Below are 2,490 nucleotides of genomic sequence, written 5' to 3' on the forward strand. Positions count from 1 at the left end.
TTTGACGAAGTGAACCGTGAACCCGTGGTTTATCACTGGAAGTATAAAATGGATGAAATCAGTGAAGAGGAAGCAGTATCAATTTAATATAGCAATTATTTAATATTCGTTATACTAGTTCAGGACGGGTTCTGGATTAGTCTATTTTTGAAATATATGGTTATAAAAAGAAAATCAAGAATGAAAGTTAAGAAACTATAATGTATAATATCTTAGAAATAAAAGAAAAAATAGCATGTTTTATGTAATATAAAGCCTGAATAACAGCATGGCAAAGGAAATTTGCGTAATATTTTGGGATAGGTAAAGCCGCATTGCTAGCCATCAGGCATAAAGGCGAGTAATAATATGGCTAAAGGAGGTAAGCAAATGAACATCGGTGAAAAGATTATCGAAATCAGAAAAGAAAGAAAAATGACACAGGAGGATTTTGCAAAAATATTTCATGTAACAAGGCAGACAGTTTCAAATTGGGAACATGAGAAAAGTTATCCAGATTTGCAAACAATTATTCAAATCAGTGATGAATTTAATATTTCGCTGGATAAGTTGTTAAAGGAGGACATACAAATGGTGAAAAAAATCGATAGTTATAAGAAATATAAAAAGGTATTTTGGGGAGTGGGAATATCTATTTTAAGTATTGTTATTTGCGTAGTAGTATATCTGGCTGTATGTACGGTGCAACATAATAAAATGTATGATAAGGTACTAGACGCTGGATTTGAAAAAGAGTTGACGGAAGATTTTATCGAAAAATATCAAGGCTATTATGCTTTGACAGAAGATGGCGTGGATTATTTGGTGGAACCAAAGGCTATTGGGAAATACGAATTAGATAATAAGAATTTTGTTTTAGTTGCTCGAAAAGGAGAGCAAGATATTACATTGATGATTGATGAGAACAAAAAAATTACATTAGCATTATACCCGGGACGGATTGAAATTGATCAGGAAGGAAAACAAGTGAATGTAACAGAAAATATGACGGATGAACAAAGAAAACGTGAAAATGAGTTGTTAAGCGAACGAAAGGAAGAACTTATGCCTATTCTTCATAAAGCTTTAGAACTTTGGGAAGCAATAAATAATTAAAATGCTAGAGTGCATATAAACAGTTGCTTTCATAGTAGTATAATAGTTATGAACAAATAGCTCAGAGTGTAAGCTTTGGGCTTTTGGGCTATTTGTTTTAGCTGGAATAGATTAACATAGTATTTTGAAAATAACTGTGAAGCATATTGTTACTTTAAAGAATAAAATGGTATAATGTATGCAGATGATAATGTACGAAAATGTATGAGGGTGTATATGGGACAAGTAAATTTATATAAAATTGATGAAAATAAGAGAATTGGCTTTCTTGATCAACTTAGAGAAAAATTAGAAGTTGTACTTTAATTCGACAGATATTTCTGAGAGGTGGTTTTTCTTGAAAAAATTTTTGAGTGACAATAAAGAAAAGATTACAACTTTCATTATATGTGGAACTATTTTTATCATAGCCCTTTCAATTATTGCTATGATAAGTGGTGCTATAATGAGACTTTTTGGTTTTGAATATGAATCAGTAGGTAGTATCGTTTTATTCTTTATAGTAGCTACAGCAATCTCTTTTCCATTAAATCTGATAGCAGGAGCCTTGCCAAAAGCACTGTATGAACTTGAAAGGATGAGCAAAAAAACTGCTTTGATGTTATATTTGACTTTAGACACTATTGCTACCAGTTTTGGATTAAAAATAGTAGATTATTGTATGCCATCTGTTTCTGCAACAACGGTTTCTATTATTATTATTTCTTTCTTATTGTCATTACCAGGAAAGGATGATTTCAAGGATAACCAAGAAGATAAATAAAATTTCAGCTTGTAGGGGAATTGAAGTGCTTTATGAATGCTATAGTATTTAAGACTATTAGTTGATTTTAATGTATAGCATATTACTGACAATAAAATGACAATACAATCAGATAAAAACATAGCGAATACATATAAAACAGTTCAAAAATGAACGGTTTCAAAACTAAAACAATGAGGAAGCACCACAAAGCAAATAGAACTTTGCGAATTCGAATAACGGACAGAACCCCGGAAATGCTGATAAAATGGGCATTTCCGGGGTTGTTTTATGTCCTTTGGATCTAAAATGGATCTAATTTTTTCAGTGTGTAGCTTGACAAAAAATAGTGGTGTGGGTATTCCAAGGCACACTCCACTATCCTGACAAGGGCAAAGTTGGATAACCTGAAAAAAGAATAGAAACATGAAAAGAACGACCTTAGACAAGGCAGAAAAGCCTTTGTCAGGTCGTTCTTTTCATGTTCAGAGAAATTTCAGGAAAAGTAGAAGAAACCTCATAAACAGTAAGCGTCAAATATTCCTGCGGATTTCCTAATCCTCAAGTTTCACCTATAATTGTAGTCGATAGATATTTAGATTATTTCACTACAATTATGGAGGATAGGTTATGGCAGGTACTCGCAAAGCCCG

The 2,490-nt window shown here is 32.2% G+C and carries 2 protein-coding genes; both read left to right on the forward strand.

The window, feature by feature from the left end; all coding sequences use genetic code 11:
* Positions 1-369: 369 nt before the first annotated feature.
* A complete protein-coding gene (locus WBS51_RS15045) occupies positions 370-1,095 on the forward strand; it encodes a helix-turn-helix domain-containing protein (protein ID WP_016439646.1) in 726 nt (241 codons plus the stop codon).
* A 337-nt stretch (positions 1,096-1,432) separates the two neighbouring features.
* Positions 1,433-1,858 carry a regulatory YrvL family protein gene (locus tag WBS51_RS15050; protein WP_294581050.1) on the forward strand — a complete coding sequence of 142 codons (426 nt, stop codon included), beginning with the start codon at positions 1,433-1,435 and terminating at the stop codon, positions 1,856-1,858.
* Positions 1,859-2,490 lie beyond the last annotated feature (632 nt).

The sequence above is a fragment of the Blautia acetica genome (genome assembly GCF_038739805.1).
Taxonomy (GTDB): Bacteria; Bacillota; Clostridia; order Lachnospirales; family Lachnospiraceae; genus Blautia.

Excerpts from the sequence above, each read along its gene's own strand:
- WBS51_RS15045 (WP_016439646.1), top strand. The coding sequence starts at position 370 with ATGAACATCGGTGAAAAGATTATCGAAATCAGAAAAGAAAGAAAAATG.